General features: G+C 43.8%; 16 protein-coding genes. 2 read left to right on the top strand and 14 right to left on the bottom strand.

Features of this window, described 5'->3' with window-relative positions:
* Positions 1-17: 17 nt before the first annotated feature.
* Positions 18-860: a 3-deoxy-8-phosphooctulonate synthase gene (gene kdsA, locus QMG11_RS10225; protein WP_281835718.1), complete on the bottom strand. Its 843-nt coding sequence runs from the start codon at positions 858-860 to the stop codon at positions 18-20.
* 250 nt (positions 861-1,110) lie between these two features.
* On the bottom strand, positions 1,111-2,574 hold the full coding sequence (locus QMG11_RS10220) for a UDP-N-acetylmuramoyl-L-alanyl-D-glutamate--2,6-diaminopimelate ligase (RefSeq protein WP_281835717.1): 1,464 nt from the start codon (positions 2,572-2,574) through the stop codon (positions 1,111-1,113).
* A gap of 248 nt (positions 2,575-2,822) precedes the next feature.
* On the opposite strand from QMG11_RS10220, the gene QMG11_RS10215 reads away from it, so the two are divergent.
* Positions 2,823-3,842 (top strand): TonB-dependent receptor, encoded by a 1,020-nt coding sequence (locus QMG11_RS10215; RefSeq protein ID WP_281835716.1) that lies wholly within the window; start codon positions 2,823-2,825, stop codon positions 3,840-3,842.
* 120 nt (positions 3,843-3,962) lie between these two features.
* Here the strand turns inward: QMG11_RS10215 and QMG11_RS10210 are convergent, their stop codons facing one another.
* The 3 genes from QMG11_RS10210 to QMG11_RS10200 form a co-directional block, all read right to left on the bottom strand.
* Positions 3,963-4,130 carry a hypothetical protein gene (locus QMG11_RS10210; protein ID WP_281835715.1) on the bottom strand — a complete coding sequence of 56 codons (168 nt, stop codon included), beginning with the start codon at positions 4,128-4,130 and terminating at the stop codon, positions 3,963-3,965.
* Positions 4,131-4,272: 142 nt separating this feature from the next.
* The gene (locus QMG11_RS10205; protein ID WP_281835713.1) at positions 4,273-5,211 is read right to left on the bottom strand and encodes an ROK family protein; all 939 of its coding nucleotides are present in this window, start codon (positions 5,209-5,211) and stop codon (positions 4,273-4,275) included.
* 20 nt (positions 5,212-5,231) lie between these two features.
* Positions 5,232-6,722 carry a carboxypeptidase M32 gene (locus QMG11_RS10200; protein WP_281835757.1) on the bottom strand — a complete coding sequence of 497 codons (1,491 nt, stop codon included), beginning with the start codon at positions 6,720-6,722 and terminating at the stop codon, positions 5,232-5,234.
* Between the two features lie 397 nt (positions 6,723-7,119).
* On the opposite strand from QMG11_RS10200, the gene trpS reads away from it, so the two are divergent.
* Positions 7,120-8,097 carry a tryptophan--tRNA ligase gene (gene trpS, locus QMG11_RS10195; RefSeq protein WP_281835708.1) on the top strand — a complete coding sequence of 326 codons (978 nt, stop codon included), beginning with the start codon at positions 7,120-7,122 and terminating at the stop codon, positions 8,095-8,097.
* Between the two features lie 24 nt (positions 8,098-8,121).
* Here the strand turns inward: trpS and QMG11_RS10190 are convergent, their stop codons facing one another.
* From QMG11_RS10190 to QMG11_RS10150, 9 genes are all read right to left on the bottom strand, one after another.
* Positions 8,122-9,006, bottom strand: a complete 885-nt coding sequence (locus QMG11_RS10190) for a substrate-binding domain-containing protein (RefSeq protein WP_281835706.1) — start codon at positions 9,004-9,006, stop codon at positions 8,122-8,124.
* Positions 9,003-9,434, bottom strand: a complete 432-nt coding sequence (locus tag QMG11_RS10185) for a hypothetical protein (protein ID WP_281835703.1) — start codon at positions 9,432-9,434, stop codon at positions 9,003-9,005. The genes QMG11_RS10190 and QMG11_RS10185 overlap by 4 nt, the downstream gene beginning before the upstream one ends.
* A gap of 9 nt (positions 9,435-9,443) precedes the next feature.
* Positions 9,444-10,013 carry a C40 family peptidase gene (locus QMG11_RS10180; protein ID WP_281835701.1) on the bottom strand — a complete coding sequence of 190 codons (570 nt, stop codon included), beginning with the start codon at positions 10,011-10,013 and terminating at the stop codon, positions 9,444-9,446.
* Entirely contained in the window at positions 9,985-10,728 is a 744-nt protein-coding gene (pgeF, locus tag QMG11_RS10175; protein ID WP_281835699.1) for a peptidoglycan editing factor PgeF, read from the bottom strand. Before pgeF ends, QMG11_RS10180 begins: the two co-directional genes overlap by 29 nt.
* A gap of 124 nt (positions 10,729-10,852) precedes the next feature.
* A complete protein-coding gene (aroF, locus tag QMG11_RS10170; protein ID WP_281835698.1) occupies positions 10,853-11,854 on the bottom strand; it encodes a 3-deoxy-7-phosphoheptulonate synthase in 1,002 nt (333 codons plus the stop codon).
* Positions 11,855-12,177: 323 nt separating this feature from the next.
* Positions 12,178-13,947, bottom strand: a complete 1,770-nt coding sequence (locus QMG11_RS10165) for a TIGR03960 family B12-binding radical SAM protein (RefSeq protein WP_281835697.1) — start codon at positions 13,945-13,947, stop codon at positions 12,178-12,180.
* Between the two features lie 18 nt (positions 13,948-13,965).
* On the bottom strand, positions 13,966-14,388 hold the full coding sequence (locus QMG11_RS10160) for an HD domain-containing protein (RefSeq protein ID WP_281835695.1): 423 nt from the start codon (positions 14,386-14,388) through the stop codon (positions 13,966-13,968).
* Positions 14,385-15,242: a pseudouridylate synthase gene (locus QMG11_RS10155; RefSeq protein WP_281835694.1), complete on the bottom strand. Its 858-nt coding sequence runs from the start codon at positions 15,240-15,242 to the stop codon at positions 14,385-14,387. The genes QMG11_RS10160 and QMG11_RS10155 overlap by 4 nt, the downstream gene beginning before the upstream one ends.
* 4 nt (positions 15,243-15,246) lie before the next feature.
* Positions 15,247-16,479, bottom strand: a complete 1,233-nt coding sequence (locus QMG11_RS10150; RefSeq protein WP_281835692.1) for a thymidine kinase — start codon at positions 16,477-16,479, stop codon at positions 15,247-15,249.
* Between the last annotated feature and the right edge of the window lie 255 nt (positions 16,480-16,734).

Raw genomic sequence — 16,734 nt, 5'->3', positions numbered from 1 at the left:
TCCTCCGTTTTTTAGTTTTAAGATTTTTTTACAATGTCATCTATCTCAATTGCTTTTAATAATATCTCTTCAAGATCCTCAAGCTTCAGCATATTAGGTCCGTCGCAAGGAGCGTTGTCTGGATCCTCGTGCACCTCTGCAAATATTGCGTCCACTCCCACAGCTAGTGCTGCTCTCATTAGAGGGAATACATACTCTCTGTTTCCTCCAGTGGATGTCCCCTGTCCCCCTGGAATCTGCACCGAGTGAGTTGCATCAAATACTATTGGGTATCCAAACTCTCTCATCTCTAGGAAGGATCTCATATCTACAACAAAGTTGTTGTAACCAAATGTTGTTCCTCTTTCACAAAGAAGAAGGTTGTCATTCCCCATCTCCTTAAACTTGGTAACTATATTCTTAGCATCCCAAGGAGCCAGGAACTGTCCCTTCTTTACATTTACAGGAAGTCCTGTCTTAGCTGCTGCTACAATAAGGTCGGTCTGTCTGCACAGGAATGCTGGAATTTGAAGCATGTCTACAAATTTAGCTGCTTCCTCTGCCTGCCATGGTTCGTGAATATCTGTGATTACAGGTACTCCTACCTCTTCCCTTACCTTCTTCAGAATTTTCAGACCCTTCTCCATTCCTACTCCCCTTGCAGAGAATACCGATGATCTGTTGGCTTTATCGTAGGACGACTTAAAGATATAGTTGATTCCCAGTCTTTCACACATCTCCTTTATCTTTTTCGCTACCCTTAAACTCATCTCCTCGCTCTCTATGGCACAAGGACCGGCAATCAGGGTAAATCTGTCCCTTCCTCCAATGGTAAACCTATCTGAAACCTTTACTTTTCTTACCTCTTTTACAAGACTCATCTTATCTACCTCACTTTAGTTACTTTTAATTAACTGTATTATAACATAAGAGGATGGTCCTATAAACAAACTGCAATCCAGATTGAAAATACCACACCAAAGTGTTTCATAAGTGTCTAATTAATCTTTTTTGCAGACACATTATAGCACATTATCCTGTTTTTTCAATAATCAATTCATTCTTTGAAGATTATAGAAATTCAGTATATCTCCCATGAATATCACTTTTTTATATTCCTTTTCCCCTCTACTAGCTATCTGTTCCCATTAGCTCCTTGAGGTATCTACGAGCTTCCTCTCTGTCATCAAACTTAAAGGTATCCTTCCCCACAGTCTGGGTTGTCTCGTGGCCCTTTCCTGCAATTAGGATAATATCTCCCTTTTCAGCCATGGAGATGGCCCTCTTTATAGCCTCTCCCCTGTCTGCTATCTTCTCATACTTCTCCGTTTCCAGCCTTCCCTCACCGTCTCTAAAGGCTGTCTCTATATCTCCCATTATGCTTTCCAGAGGTTCAGTCCTCGGGTTGTCTGAGGATAGAATGGTGTAGTCGCTGAGAGCTTTAGAGGCTGCTCCCATGCCAAACCTTTTATCCCTTCCCTTGTTTCCACCGCAGCCGAATATAGTTATTATCCTTCCCTGCTTAAGTTCGTTTAAGGCTCCAAGGATATTCTTCAGCCCGTCTCCAGTATGGGCATAGTCCACTATGACACTGAAGTCCTGACCGCAGTCTATGGCCTCAAACCTTCCTGGTACTCCCTCTATCTCCTCTATCCTTTCCACTGCCTCTCCAAGATCCAGCCCCAGCTGGATACAGATCCCTAAAGCTCCCAGGATATTCATCATATTGAACCTTCCCAGAAGTTTGCTCTCCACATCATATCTCCTATTTTCATAGGTAATGAAGATCTCCTGGCTGGAGCTTGTGAAGTTAAGGGTTTCTCCCCTGAGGTCTCCCTCCTTCTCACCAAATCCCACTCCGCCAAATTCTTCATAGAGCTTTCTTCCATACTCATCCTCTACATTGTAGACTCCCTTACTTCTGTCCTTGAGCTTTAGGAACAACTTTCTCTTGGCCTCAAAGTAACCCTCCACCGTTTTGTGGAAATCCAGGTGATCCAGGGTGAGGTTGGTGAAGGCAGCCACATCAAACTCTACCATCTCCACCCTTCCCATCTCAAGGGCGTGGGAACTTACCTCCATTATGAGGTACTCTATCCCCTTCTCCACAGCTTCCCTGCATATCTTTATTAGGTCCAGGGATTCTGGAGTTGTGTTGGGAGCAGGTATAACCCTTTTCCCCACCTTATACTCCACAGTACCTATTCTGGCTATCCTGTCCTCTCCTATGAGTTTCTCCAGGATATAGGTTGTAGTTGTCTTTCCATTTGTTCCCGTTATCCCCACTATCTTCAGCTGCTTTTGAGGCCACTTGTAGAAGTTGGAAGCTATAACCCCCAGATGCTGTCTGAGATCCTCTACTATTACAAGGCCCACTTCCTCTGGCACCTCTACCTCCCTGGAGGCTATTATAAGCTTAGCCCCCTTCTGGATAGCCTTTTCTATATAGTCGTGGCCGTCCACTGTGGCACCTGTTAGGGCTGCAAAGATGTAGCCCTCCTCCACCTTTCTGGAGTCATACTCCATCCCTCTGTACTCAGTGGTTTTTCCCGCCTGAACTACTCTATACTCTAAACCTTTAAATATTCTTTCCATAATCTATCACTCCAAAATCTCTTCTTTCATTTCTTGATACTACTGCTCCATACTATGTTACCACAAGGCATTTCCTTTTTCATACCAATTTTTAAACCTTGTTGTTTGTTCTGTTTTTTTTACCCTTCATTAAAGGAAATATCCCTCTATTATTGTAGTAAACTTAAAATGTTTTTTGTTAATTTTTAGAAAAAAGTATGATAAAACGGGGACTGAAAATGATTCTGAGATAAAAGGGGAGATCAACTATGAAAAAGAGTATTATTCTAGCAGCTCTGCTCATTGCAGGAGCCACCTCCTATACAACCCTGGGGGCCGAGGAGAAGAAGTGGAACCTTGATGCGGGGATCAACCACACTGAAAGACAGCAGGGAAGGATAACTAGCAGAGTTTATGATGAGGGCTACCCTGGGGCAGACGACCTCATAGAGGATGGAGATGTAACCTCGGTCTTCACCACCATCGGATACAAGTTTAACGACAGGTGGGCTGTGGACTACAAGTATGCCTATGATTACATAGACAACAACGACCAGTTTGGTAGGGGCAACGACAAGGACAGCGGTCAGTATATCACCCACACTGCCAGACTTATAAGAACCTTTGAACCCTTTATGCTCTGGAATAAAGACTGGGATTCAAGCCTTTGGATAGCAGGAAGAAACTACAGGGAGTCAAGTATACAAGGGAACGGGGAGTATCAATACCGAGGATATACCTCTAACAGATTCCTTGCCAACGCCAATATGAACACCGAGCTGGCTGAGCAGACCCACCTGGATCTAAACTACCAGTACCAGTTCAGAGACTACGACTATGACGACGGAGTTCAGAGCAGCAACCAGCACAGACACTACATAACCGCCACTGTAAACCATGCCTTTACCGAATCATGGTATATCTCCATAGGAAATACCCTCTATCTGAGACAGGAGGTCAGTGAGTCCAAGAACTACGGAGAGTGGGACTACGAGTATACTCTGGGACACAACTATCCCCTTTCTGGAGGTTATACCCTCAATACCGAGTTAACAGCCTGGGGAGAACTGGGACTCTGGGAGAAGGGATACAGACAGGTTCAGGATCACGACCAAGCGGAGCTGGTATTTATGCCAAAGATCAAGAAGACCTATGATCTTGCAGATGACATGACCCTCTCAGCCTATGCAGGGGCGGGGTATGTATATGGTTACGATACCAGAACAAACAGGAAGATGTATTCTGGATTTGAGGGAAGATTCGGAGCTGTTTACAGCTATAACTTCTAAAATAAAAGCAACGTAACGTTGCATCCTAATAATCAATTAAAACACCGATTGTATCAAATAGCTTTTTTATAAACTATATACTTTCTTAATAAAAAAAGATCGACATATGTCGGTCTTTTTTTAATCCCTCTCACTGTAGTCCCTCTCAAAGTTATCAAATGGGCTCTCTGTACGATAAAAGTTTACATTTCCTCTGGACATCCTTTCGCTTGTGTCTTCAGTAGTTCCAGTGCTTGTACAGGCTCCTAGGAACAATACTGCTATAATTAATAGGATAATTTTTTTCATCCTCTTCACCTCCAGCTACACAAACCTCCATAAGATCTTATTTTATCTATATATACAATACTATTATTAAAATTTATGAAAAGAAAATTAACAAAAGCTTCATTGAAAAAGCCCTGCTTAGCAGGGCTTAAAACCTTTAAAATTAAAGTACCAGGGCAGAAGCTCCCACTACTCCCCCCTCATTCCCCAGTTCGGCCTGGAGGATCTCCAGACCATCAAGGGTGGCTCCCATGGCATACTTCTTCAGCTTTTCCCTCAGAGGTTTCAGCAAAATATCTCCCGCAAGGGCTACTCCCCCTCCCAGGATAATAGCCTTAGGATTTATGATGTTCAGTATATTCCCTATCCCCATTGCCAGATATTCAGCTTCATACTCCACTATATCCAGGGAAAACTCATCCCCCTCCCTGGCTGCATCAAAGATATCCTTTGCTTCCAGCACCGAGAGATCTCCCCCTATCCTCTCATAGAGGGCATTTGTCTTATTCACCAGAAGCCTCGAGGTTGCTTCCCTTATAATCCCCGTAGCAGATGTATAAGCTTCAAAGCACCCCCTTTGGCCGCAGCCACAAAGCTTTCCGTCCTTTACAAGCTTCATATGTCCTATCTCTCCCCCGGCACCGGTCATTCCAGAGATGAGTTTTCCATCTACATATATTCCTCCTCCCACTCCTGTTCCCAGGGCTATGGTGACACTGCTTCTATACCCTCTTCCTGCTCCAAACCTGGCTTCTCCCAGGGCAATTACATTTACATCATTGTCCAGCTTAGTGGGAATCCCGGATATCCTCTCCATGAGCTGGCTACAGTCTGTTCCGGCCTCCCAAGGAAAGTTGGCAAAGAAGGTAACCACAGACTGGTCCACAACGGGACCGGGAATCCCCATTCCTATTCCCTCTACCCTCACACTATTTTTTTTTGCCAGATCCTCTATACTCCTCCATATCCTTGTAAAGGTATCCTCTATCCCCCTCATAGAATCTGTCTTAATAGAGGTACTCTCCACTATATGCCCCTCGGTGTCCACTATCCCTATCTTGGTGTTAGTTCCCCCTAGGTCTACTCCTGCTACATACTTCACTCCGATTCCTCCTCTGCTCTCTACAGGTAAATCCTGCTGTACTTCTCCTTTAGGTACTCTATAAAATACCTTGCACTCAGCTCCTCACCGCTTATATCTTCAATGATCTCCGCCGGCTTCTTTCCCTTACCCCACCTATGGATATTCTCTCCCAGCCACTCCTTTATAACTGACAGGTTTCTCTCCTCCAGGCTTTTCTCTATATCTATCTCCTTCACCATTGTGTTGTAGATCTGGGCTGCATAGGCATTTCCCAGAGCATAGGATGGGAAGTAACCAAATAGTCCGCAGGACCAGTGAACATCCTGAAGCACTCCCTCACCGTCGGTCTCAGGTCTTATTCCCAGGTACTCCTCCATCTTATCATTCCAGATCCTTGGGAGATCCTCTACCTCTATACTTCCCTCTATGAGCATCTTCTCTATCTCATACCTCACCATTATGTGAAGGGAGTAGGTGAGCTCATCTGCCTCCACCCTTATAAGGCTGGCCTCGCTTTTATTTATCCCCCTGTAGAACTCATCCAGCTCTACATCTTTTAAGGCGTCAAATCTACTTTTTACCCCTTCATAGAGTGGTTTCCAGAAGGACTTGCTCCTTCCAAGCATATTCTCATAGAACCTCGACTGGGATTCATGGATACCCATGGATGTCCCCGTCCCAAGAACTGTAGAGGCTATCTCCTCTCCTATCCCCTGCTCATAGAGGCCATGCCCCCCCTCGTGGATGGTTCCAAATACCGAGGAGGAGAAGCACCTCTCCTCATATCTGGTAGTGAGTCTCACATCGTTCCTGTCATAGTTCAGAGTAAAGGGGTGAGCACTCTCAGAGATTATTCCCCTGTCAAAATCAAAGCCTATGTACTCAGCCAGCTCCCTGGAGAGCTCCCTCTGCTCGGTAACTGGGTAGCTTCTCTCGAGGAAGTCTCCCCTGAGCTCTCTTCCCTCTGTAGCTATCCTCTTAAGAAAGGGAACCAGTTCACCTCTAAGGTATCCAAAAAACTCATCCAGCTTCTCCACAGTCATTCCAGGTTCATAGTCATCTAAGAGGGTATTGTAGGGGTGTCCCTCCCATCCTCTGTATCCCACAAACTTCCTCTGAAACTCCACTATCTCCCTGAGGGCTTCCTCAAAGATCTTAAAATCCGATTTTTCCCTGGCTTCAGCCCATATGCTCTGAGCTCTGGCTGTAAGCTCATTGTATCTACTGTACTCCACAGCGGGAATCTTCTTTATCTTATCTATCTCCCTCTCCACTTCCTCCAGCATCTTTACCCTTACTGGTTCAAGGTCATTCTTACAATCATTTAAGGTATCCACTGCCTCTATAAGGGCAGTTCCCGTTGCCAGCTCATAACTCTTTGAACTTAGGTATCCCACAACTCCAGACAGAAGTTCCATTCCCTTCTTAGGTGCCTGGGTTTCCAGATCCCAGTGTAGCGAGGTGATTGCTGTATCTACCATCCTCTTCTCCTCTATTATCTTCTCAAACTTTTCCATAGCCAGTTTCATCTCCATCCTTAGTCCCTCCTCTGTTCATTCTTCCTTAAATATTAGCACCTAAATCCCTCTCTTTCAACATTCTCCTCCCATTTAATCCTAACTTTTTCCAAATGCCCAGTTGAAAATTATCCCTCTATATGCTAACATTTAAATAATTATAATTTTAGGTGGATTACTATGTTAATGACTATTAAAAACAACTGGATACACTGGTGGTGCTAGAGAGGGACTCTATTGTTTAGATACAGTCCTTGTTTTAACGTGCAACTTCAGGGTGTATCTATGGATAATTTGAAACTTTACCGTAGATATAAGTATCTACGGTTTTTTTTATACAGAGGTAACAGGAATTCTAAGATCTATCAAATATAATTTTAATGAGAAATATCTAGCGGAGGAGAGAAATATGAAAAGAAGTTTATCTGGAATACAGCCCAGCGGTATTCTGCATATTGGAAATTACTTTGGAGCTATTAAGCAGTTTGTTGAAAATCAGGATAAGTATGAGGGATTCTACTTTGTTGTAGATTACCATGCCCTTACAAGTTTAAAGGATCCAAAAGCATTGAGAGAAAACACCTACAATGCTATCCTTGACTTCCTGGCACTTGGTTTGGACCCTGAAAAGTCCACAATCTTTGTTCAGTCAGATGTTCCTGAGCACACAGAGCTTATGTGGCTTCTTCTAAACGTTACTCCAGTAGGGCTTTTAGAGAGAGGAGTTAGTTATAAGGATAAGGTTGCTAAGGGAATTAGTGCCAATGCCGGACTGCTTACCTATCCTGTTCTTCAGGCTGCTGACATCCTGCTATATGATACAAATATCGTCCCTGTTGGAAAGGACCAGAAGCAGCATATTGAATTTGCCAGAGATATCGCTGTTAAATTCAATGAAACTTACGGAGAGGTATTCACCCTTCCTGAGCCTCAAATCTTAGAAAGTGTTGCTGTTATCCCAGGTACAGATGGACAGAAGATGAGTAAGTCATACAACAATACTATTCAGATGTTTGCCAGCAAGGGACAGCTGAAGAAGCAGATCATGTCTATAGTTACAGATTCCACTCCTCTAGAGGAGCCTAAGAATCCGGAAAACAACGTTACTAAGATCTACGAGCTCTTCGCATCTGAGGAGGAGTTAGCTGCTATGAAGGAAAAGTTCGCTGCAGGGGGATACGGATATGGGCACGCCAAAAAGGAGCTTCTAAACAAGGTCCTTGAATACTTCGGTGAAGCAAGAACCAGAAGAGAGGAACTTGCTAAAAATCCTGAGTATGTAGAAGAAGTTCTGAGAAAGGGTGCTGAAAAGGCAAGAACCCTTGCCATAGCAAAGATCAAAGAGGTTAAGAAGGCTGCAGGTCTTCTAGGAGATGTATATAAGTAGAGTTAAACATAAAAAACCCTCACCTTACTTGGTGAGGGTTTTCTTGTCTATTAAGTATACACCTACATCTATCTTCCTGTTTACCCACTGTTTTTTGGTAAGCTTTATAGCTGACTCCACTCCCATATACCCCATCTCATAGGGATTCTGCTTTACTGTGGCATCTAGCCTTCCCTGGATTATAGCTTCCTCAGCTTCATCAGTTCCGTCGAAACCAACTACCACTACATCTCTTCCGCTCTCCTCTACAGCCCTTAAAGCGCCTAGAGCAGACTCATCGTTGTGAGCAAAGACTCCGTCCACATCGATCTCCTCTCTGAGGACCCTCTTCATTATCTCATAGCTGTGCTCCCTCTTGAAGTCAGCATTCTCCCGGAGGATAATTCTCAGCTCCCCCAGAGACCCCTGCTCAAATCCCCTGCTTCTGTTTAAAGAAGCTGTGGTTTCAGTATTCCCCTGGAGCTCCACTATCTTAGCCCCCCTATCAAGGTTCTCCTTGAGGTATCCAGCAGCCAGGTTGCCTCCCAGAAGGTTGTTTGATCCTATATGGCTGGCCACATCCCCCCTCACCGCTTCCCGGTCAAGGGTTATCACCGGTATCCCTGCTTCATTTGCAAGGATTACCCCCCTGGACACTGCATGGGAGTTGGTGGGGTTTACTATGAGGACATCTACCTTTTCATCTATAAACCTTCTTATCTCCTGAAGCTCCCTCACTGGAGAATCTTCAGCAGAGACAACTTCCACAGACACATTGTCCCTTCTTGCCCTCTCCAGGGCTCCATCCTCCATCTCCTTAAAGAAGGGATTTTCCAGGTTGGAAAGAACCATCCCTATCCTTACCTTGGGGGTTTCCCTCCCAAAGGCCATCACATTAACTATCATTAATAATAAGATTATCTTCTTCAACTTTTCTCCCTCACTCTTTTAGATACCACTCTGCTGATCTCTATCTCCATCCTTTTTGCCTCATCATACTTAACTCCAAGGGTATAGTAGCGACCCTTTCCGGGAAAAAACTTCTCCCTTCCGCTATTTATCTTCTCAGAGGAACCCTTCATAAGGGAGATCTCCTCCACCCAGACTCCGTCCTTCTTCCAAACCCATATCTTTATTACAGCCTCATCTATGGCTGAACTGCTTAAATTATGTACTCTGATATTTACATCTATCATATCCCTCGGAGACCTCTTAAGATCATAGACCTCCACCACTACACCACTCTTTATCTGTGAGGGAAGTCCCCTCTCCCTCCACTCCTGAAGCTCGGTATAGGTTCTGCTATAGCTTGAAACAGAACTCAAAAGAAGAATTAAAAATAAAAGATATCTTTTCATTGCCTCCTCCTATCTGGGTCCAAAGGGAACCTGTATGAGATCATCACTTCTCAAGAAGTCATAGGGAAATACCAGAGGTCCTCCGTCGGTATCCAGATCCAGTTCATATCCCAGGTCCTGAGCCGTTTTCCAGTAGAGGTACCACACAAACTGAGAGCAGTAGAACCTCTTTGAATTCTTTTTATCAAAGCCTATCCAGTACCCCCTGTCCTTATAGATCTCTATATTTTCCAGAAGCTTCCTCTTAAACCTCTCATCAAAATTTTTATACCTGAGAACTACCACCTTTCGCTTCTCATAGAGCCAAGAGTAGGCGTCTACCTCATAGTAACCTATCCCCACCTTAGGGTAGTCCCCTATATTCACATCATCCACCATTATTGCAGCATGTCCATACCAGGAGATGGGGTTGGGTTTCTTATTCTTTACCAGTATATCCCCCACCTGAAGCTCAAAGGTATCCAGCCTAACCTCCTCAGCTGTATTCCACTGCCTGTTCTCCGGGAGGCTGCTGCAGCTGGTAAAGGTGAATATAAATATTATCAGGATACTAATCTTTAAAATAGATAAATGCCCCATTCCTTCCTGAGACCTTGCCTTCTCTTCTATATGAATGAAATCTTTCATCACAATAAGTACACCTCGAATCCCTATAGATTTTTTTTACCCCTGCTCTTAGGAGAAGCTTGTAGTTAAACTCTGTATTGTCAAAATACCACCTGTCATCCCTTCTCTGGAAGACCCCCTCTAAAAGCTCCTCACCATACTTTAACCTGAACTTCTCGTAGAAGTCATCCCCCACCTCATAACAGCATATTCCTATACCTATTCCCAAGGCCACTATAACTTCCTCTACGTCACACCCGTAGTTTTCTGTCATCTTCTTCAGAGCCTCTACTCCAATTTCCAGGTAGCTTCCCTGCCACCCGCTGTGACAGAGGCCTATTACCTCCTTCTCCTTACTGTAGAAGTAGATAGGCAGACAGTCGGCGTACTGGGTAAATATCACCACATCCCTTCTGGCTGTTATAAAACCGTCGGTCTCTGGGTATGGGAGGTTTTCAATAGTTTCCCCTATATCTGCTACATTGGCTGAGTGAACCTGGCTTCCATAGATTAACTTTCTTCCCTCCAGTCCAAACCTCTTCAGAAACTTCTCCTGATTTTCAAGCCTGTCCGAGGAGAGGAAGAGCTCCTCCTTTACCTCCCCGTAGTTTTTATCTGTAAATATAGTTCCCACTCCAAGTTCTTCAAACTCCTCTATAACAAGGTATTCTCCTCTATCCTTAAACATCCTGCCCTCTCCTCACCTTCAAATCTATCACTCTATTGAAATCCAGCCTTAGGGCCGACACTTCCACTCTAATTTTTATATAGAAAAAGACTGTATTAAACTACAGTCCTCTCTATAATAAATTTTATAATATTTCTCTTATCTTTTCCACCTTTTTCATCAGGGTATCGAACTCATCAAACCTCAGCGACTGAGGTCCGTCGGAAAAAGCTTCCTCTGGTCTGGGATGGATCTCCACCATAGCACCATCTGCTCCTGCCACTACCCCTGCAAGGGTTACCGGCTCCACAAGGGTCCTCATCCCAGTTCCGTGGCTGGCATCTATTATAATCGGCAGGTGGGACAGCTCCTTCACCATAGGTATGGCATTTATATCCAGGGTATTCCTGGTCATAGTTTCAAAGGTTCTTATTCCCCTCTCACAGAATACCACCCTCATATTTCCAAAGGCCACTATATACTCAGCTGCCATTAGAAGATCCTTTATAGTTGCCGACATTCCCCTTTTAAGAAGGATGGGCTTATCTACCCTTCCCAGCTCCTTTAAAAGGCTGAAGTTCTGCATATTTCTTGCTCCTACCTGAAGCATATCAGCGTACTTGGCCACAAGCTCGATATCACTTGCATCCATTACCTCAGTTACCACTAGAAGACCATACTTGTCTGCAGCTTCCCTCATATACTGAAGGCCCTGCTCTCCCAGTCCCTGGAAGTCATAGGGAGATGTTCTGGGTTTAAAAGCTCCCCCTCTCAGGAAGTGCCCACCGCTCCTCTTAACGGCTTCAGCTATCTCCATTATCATCTCTCTGTTTTCAATGGAGCAAGGCCCTGCCATCACAGCAAAGTTCCCTCCTCCGATCTTCACATCTCCGAAATCTATCACTGTATCGTCGTGTTTAAACTCACGGCTTACAAACTTATATGGAACCTCTATCTCATAGATCCCCTCTATACACTCAAGTTCCTCTAAGGTCTGGGTATCTACCCTGCTTTTATCTCCTATTATTCCCAGCTTATAGTTGGTACAATCCATTACCTCTACTACACCTAAGCCAAGAGCTTCTATTATGTCTCTAACTTTCCTAACTTCACTAGGTGCAGCTGTTTCCTTAAATTTTATATGCACCTCTACACCTCCCGACTTTTTTTATCCTAAAGCTTCTACCTTAAATATACCTTGCTCATATTTATTTCCCTTCTATAGTTTATCTCTTAATAAATAGCTAAATGAATAAACTTGTCGTGATATGAATTATGGACAAGAAAAATTCTAATAATTCATTCAATGACTATAAAAGGAGAAAACCCCTGAAGCATATGCTAAAGGGGAGCATAGTTTCAAGGGTTTTCAGCGAGAGTTTATGTTTCGTCAATTAGTTACATTGTTATTATAGAGAATTTAAATTCTATTTTAAACGTCAACTGTCGTAAACCAAACTCTTTTCAAATTTATTTTAAATTATCTGCTATCAGTGTCCCGCACTCTGCTATTCTTGTCTTCATACCACAGGCTGCACAGTTCTCTCTGCAGTCTGGAGTAAGAGCCAGCTCCTCTGCCTTCTTTAACTCTCTCAGAAGGAATTCCTTACTAAATCCTGTGTCCACTACATCCCAAGGAAGCTCATCATCAAAACTTCTCTCTCCCAGATACTTCTTCTCATCCAGTCCAAGCTCCTCTATAGCTGACAGCCACATCTCAGAAGTGTTTCTGTGGTCATCTAGCTTTGCTCCGTTTCTGAAAGCCTTCTCCACAAGGTCCCCGGTTCTCTCATCTCCACGGGAAAGGAATCCTTCCAGGTAGGATGTATTCATCCTGTGGATCTTAAGTCCCAGGTGCCTCTTTCTGTCGAAGAGCTCTCTCAGAAGCTTGTGCTTTCTCTCCATCTCAGAAAAGTCCATCTGCTCAGCCCACTGGAATGGTGTATGAGGCTTAGGTACAAAGTTGGATACACTTACAGTTATCTGAAGTCTCTTGGAGATAGGTCTGCACAGATCCACCACCTTTTGAGCCAGTTCATAGATCCCCGCCACATCCTCATCTGTTTCATATGGAAGTCCTATCATAAAGTAGAACTTAAGGGTATGCCATCCAGCCTTTACTGCTGCTTCTGCTGTATCCAGGATCTCCTTTTCATCTACACCCTTGTTTATTACATCCCTCATCCTCTGAGATCCAGCTTCTGGAGCAAAGGTAAATCCAGTCTTCTTTCCGCTGGTTATCTTCTCTGCTACCTCTACCGAGCTGGGGTTCATTCTAAGGGATGGAAGGGCAATTCCTAAGTTATCCTTTCCATACTTAGTCTGAAGGGTTTCCAGAAGTGGTCCTATCTTAGTATAGTCGCTGCTGCTCAGAGATGAAAGGGATACCTCTGAGTATCCAGTTGCATCCAGGGTCTTCCCTATAAGATCCAGGTTATTTTCAAGGGTTCTCTCCCTTACAGGTCTGTAAACCATCCCTGCCTGGCAGAATCTGCATCCCCTTGTACATCCTCTCTGGATCTCCACAGCTGCTCTGTCATGAACTATATTTATATATGGCACTATCTGCTTGTCGTAGTACTCTGCTTTATTCAGATCCATTACAATGGCTCTCTTTATCCTCTTCTTCCCTCTGTGGATCTTAGGAATATATACTCCGTCCAGTCCGTCCAGGGCCATTAACTTTTCCTCTCTGCTCCTCCCTGCATTGGCTACCATACGTCTTGCGATCTCAGGCATTACATCCTCACCATCACCTATTACGATGAAGTCCATAAACTTCTCCACTGGTGCAGGGTTCATCATACATGTTCCACCTGCCATTACAAGGGGATCATCCTCTGTTCTCTCTGCACTGTGAAGGGGAATCCCAGCAAGATCTAAGGCATTCAGGGCATTGGTATAGCTCATCTCATAGGAGAAGGAGAACCCAAGGACATCAAACTCCTTTAATGGTGTCTTGCTCTCAATGGAAAATGCTGGAAGGTTATTGGCTCTCATTACCTCTTCCATATCTGCCATGGGAGAGAATCCTCTTTCCAGAGAGAACCCCTCTACATTATTCATTATAGAGTAGAGGATCCTTATCCCTACATTGGACATCCCCACCTCATATATATCTGGGAAGTAAAGACACATATTTGCCTTAAACTCCTTCTTATGTACACTGTTTACCTCATTACCCAGATACTGAGCAGGCTTTTCCACAGATAACAAATACTTCTTTATATCTACTGACATCTTATCTACCTCACTTAATTAACAATGGTCGTCTATATCCTGAAACCTCTTTAAATCCTTGGGAACATCCTTCCTGTGGTGAGCTCTTGAGAGCTTAGCCACCTTTGGATTTATCTCCTTGAGAAGCTCATAGGATCTCTCAGGGTGATCTTCCAGCCTTCTGTCTCCCACGATCACCTTCTTCATCCTCTTAAGAAGTCCAGCTCCCTCCTTTCCACAATCGTGAAGGAGGGCAAGTTTTATATATTCCTTCTTGTAGCACAGCTTATCATCCTCTAGAAGCATCTTTAATACCTCTATGGAATGCACCTTATCATAGTTACTCATACCTATGAATATCTCATACTCCTTGGCACTTAGATACTTCCTTGCTAGTTCATCATCTCTCTCATTGTAGACTCCATACATATAGTTGAGTCCCTGCCTAATTCTATCTATCATAGTTCTATCTCTCTTACTACAATACTCCCATATTTTTTTCTCAGCTTCTTTATATTCCTACCCCTGCTTCCGATGAACTCTCCCTTTTTCTTCCTGTCCACATAGAAGATATAGATATCCCCCATCCTTTCAGCTCTCACAAGGTTTTCCTCTACCACCTCTGGAGCTTCCTCTATGATAAGGTTATTCATCTCCTCTGTGAGAACTATCTCCTCCAATGTAAGGAACTTTCCAGGAAGGGGTTCCATGGAATCTGTAAGTATATAAGCAGACATTATCCTTACCTGCTTAGGCATAAAGGAGCTTCCTCTGAAGTAGAGCTTCCCATCCCTATAGGAAACCTCCACCCTTCTCACCTTCTCCTTTAACCTCTTTCCCTTATAGTCTGTAAACCTGCTTACATCATAGGTTCCGCTGAGCTCCTCACAGAGTTTTTCTATCTCCTCTGGAGTTCTGGTTATCTTGCTTGCTTTATACTTGTAGCAGTAAGCCCTCTCCTCTACCATCTCTGGGAAAACGAGGTTGGGAAGGGTTTTTTTATAGGCTTTTATCCTTATCTTTACAGTTTTTCCGGCTTTTGAATTAAACTTCTCTATGAGCTTATCCACATCTCCGCTGTAGTTGCTGCTCATATAGAGGATGTTTTCCGAGGCACTTACCTTGGCATCTGTTCTTCCAGCCTGCTGTATTCCCTTGGCCCAGGTAAAGCCAAGTTCATTCATAAGCTTCCCGAACTCCTCCTTAACACTTCTCTTCCCCTTGAGTTCATCAAAGGTATCGAAGGCTTTTCCGTCGTAGGAGATATAATACATATATCCAAACTTACTCCCCTTCTCCAGACTTCTAAGATCCATAATTTTATTCTCCATATCCATAGTCAGCTATAACGTCTACCTTTCCTATCTTTGAGATCGTCTCAATATTATTTCTTAAAAGCTTCTCATCCTGTACATTATCCTTGTTGTTAAATACAAGGCCCTTTATCATTATATCATTTCTCTTAAGTACATCTATCGTCAGAAGAGTGTGGTTAATTGTTCCCAGGGTATTTGCCGATACCAGGATTACCTCTGATTTCTTTCTGTAGTCCACCAGAAGATCCAGGAAGGTATAGTTGTCCTTTAACGGCACCAGAAGTCCCCCTGCGCCCTCTACAAAGAGAACGTCGTTTTCCTGAAGACCTGCATCTATCCTGTCCTTTATGGTCTTCAGACACACCTTCTCCCCATCCAGCTCAGAGGCTACATGAGGTGACATTGGTTTAGTGTAGAAGAAGATATTTACATCCTCTATCTCCTTGTTTAGCAGCTTTGCATAGGCATAGGAATCGGACCCCTCTAGGTTTTCCGGGAAGGTCTCCCTTCCAGTTTCCACAGGTTTTAGTGCTCCTACCTTCTTGCCAGACTTCATCTCCTCCCTCATAAGATTAAGGGTAGCATAGGTCTTTCCTATCTCGGTATTTGTCCCAACTATAAAGTAGAGCTTCCCCTCATTGGCGCTTCTGTCCCTTACAATATGACACTTACGGCATCTTGGCTCATAGGCCTCGCTTGCACCCACAAGAACGATGGGATCATCGTAATATGCAGGCTCTCCGTTAACAAGTCTCTGGGATCTCGATGCAGGGTTCCCACACACTGCACACACTGCATTGAACTTATCCACATACTCTGCCTTGGCCATAAGGGCATCCATAGGTTTAAATGGCTCCCCTCTAAAGTCCTGGTCAAGTCCTGCTACAATAACCCTCTTTCCCATATTGGCAAGCTTCTCACAAAACTCTACCACAGGCTCTCCAAAGAACTGAACCTCATCTATTCCTATTATCTCTGCATCGCTGTATCTTTCAAAGAAGAGCCTCTCCATCTCCTCCACTGAAACGGCAGGAACCCCCTCTATAGTCAGCTGGCTGTGAGATGCCACCTTGGTGTCATCATACCTCTTGTCACTGGAGTGCTTAAAAGCTACTACCTTCTGATTTCCATATCTGGCTCTTCTCAGCCTTCTGATGAGCTCCTCGCTCTTACCAGAAAACATACTTCCAGTTACTACTTCTATCCAACCCATTCCTTCTGTCAATAAAAAGTGCACCAAACCACCTCTAATCTATATTTTGTTACTTTCTCTGCATCTTTAATTATATTTTCGTACCTAAAATTATATCATATAAGACAGGTTATTACAAAAGTTTCTGCTGTCCACTTCCTCCCAGGAGGAAAGCCATTAAATACAGGACTTTATAGATTGCACCGGCTCCATCCACTGCAATAAAAAAAGCCCCTGAAAGGGGCTTCTATAAATATACTTTTATAAAAAGAGCTTTTAGTTGTAGATATAGAGAAGCCT

It is taken from the genome of Propionigenium maris DSM 9537, assembly GCF_027925155.1.
GTDB classification, from domain to species: Bacteria; Fusobacteriota; Fusobacteriia; order Fusobacteriales; family Fusobacteriaceae; genus Propionigenium; species Propionigenium maris.
Note: the sequence above shows the minus strand (reverse complement) of the source record. Positions and strands in the feature narration are given on the sequence as shown.

What these genes read in the sequence shown, in the direction of transcription:
- kdsA (WP_281835718.1), bottom strand. Translation starts at nt 860, where the DNA reads ATGAGTCTTGTAAAAGAGGTAAGAAAAGTAAAGGTTTCAGATAGGTTT.
- QMG11_RS10220 (WP_281835717.1), bottom strand. Translation starts at nt 2,574, where the DNA reads ATGGAAAGAATATTTAAAGGTTTAGAGTATAGAGTAGTTCAGGCGGGA.
- QMG11_RS10215 (WP_281835716.1), top strand. Translation starts at nt 2,823, where the DNA reads ATGAAAAAGAGTATTATTCTAGCAGCTCTGCTCATTGCAGGAGCCACC.
- QMG11_RS10210 (WP_281835715.1), bottom strand. Translation starts at nt 4,130, where the DNA reads ATGAAAAAAATTATCCTATTAATTATAGCAGTATTGTTCCTAGGAGCC.
- QMG11_RS10200 (WP_281835757.1), bottom strand. Translation starts at nt 6,722, where the DNA reads ATGAAACTGGCTATGGAAAAGTTTGAGAAGATAATAGAGGAGAAGAGG.
- trpS (WP_281835708.1), top strand. Translation starts at nt 7,120, where the DNA reads ATGAAAAGAAGTTTATCTGGAATACAGCCCAGCGGTATTCTGCATATT.
- QMG11_RS10185 (WP_281835703.1), bottom strand. Translation starts at nt 9,434, where the DNA reads ATGAAAAGATATCTTTTATTTTTAATTCTTCTTTTGAGTTCTGTTTCA.
- QMG11_RS10180 (WP_281835701.1), bottom strand. Translation starts at nt 10,013, where the DNA reads ATGGGGCATTTATCTATTTTAAAGATTAGTATCCTGATAATATTTATA.
- pgeF (WP_281835699.1), bottom strand. Translation starts at nt 10,728, where the DNA reads ATGTTTAAGGATAGAGGAGAATACCTTGTTATAGAGGAGTTTGAAGAA.
- QMG11_RS10165 (WP_281835697.1), bottom strand. Translation starts at nt 13,947, where the DNA reads ATGTCAGTAGATATAAAGAAGTATTTGTTATCTGTGGAAAAGCCTGCT.
- QMG11_RS10160 (WP_281835695.1), bottom strand. Translation starts at nt 14,388, where the DNA reads ATGATAGATAGAATTAGGCAGGGACTCAACTATATGTATGGAGTCTAC.
- QMG11_RS10155 (WP_281835694.1), bottom strand. Translation starts at nt 15,242, where the DNA reads ATGGATCTTAGAAGTCTGGAGAAGGGGAGTAAGTTTGGATATATGTAT.